This window comes from Phormidium sp. CCY1219, assembly GCF_055795085.1.
The window spans coordinates 1-279 of sequence record NZ_JAYFEQ010000011.1; the positions used below are offsets into that span (position 1 = coordinate 1).

1 protein-coding gene is annotated in these 279 nt (G+C 45.9%); it reads left to right on the forward strand.

The features are described from left to right. Positions 1-19: 19 nt before the first annotated feature. On the forward strand, positions 20-279 hold a 260-nt coding region (locus AC0QH1_RS00235), incomplete at its 3' end, for a hypothetical protein (RefSeq protein ID WP_442957256.1).

The window sequence follows — 279 nt, forward strand, 5'->3', positions numbered from 1 at the left end:
TTTATAGGAGAAATTCCCAATGGCTGTTAATTTATTCGATGCCAATTTCTACCGTGCTTTCAATCCAGATTTAGCTGGATTGGATGACGCTCAAGCCTTCCAACATTTGCTCAATATCGGACTCAACGAAGGTCGAGTATTTTCCCCCTATATTGATTTAAACCTCTATCGTTCTAGCAATCCCGACCTCGCCACAGCCGGCTTAACCAGCAACCGACAATTGTATGACCACCTGCAAAATGCCGGTGTGGCCGAAAGTCGCGTCTTCTCCCCCGTTTT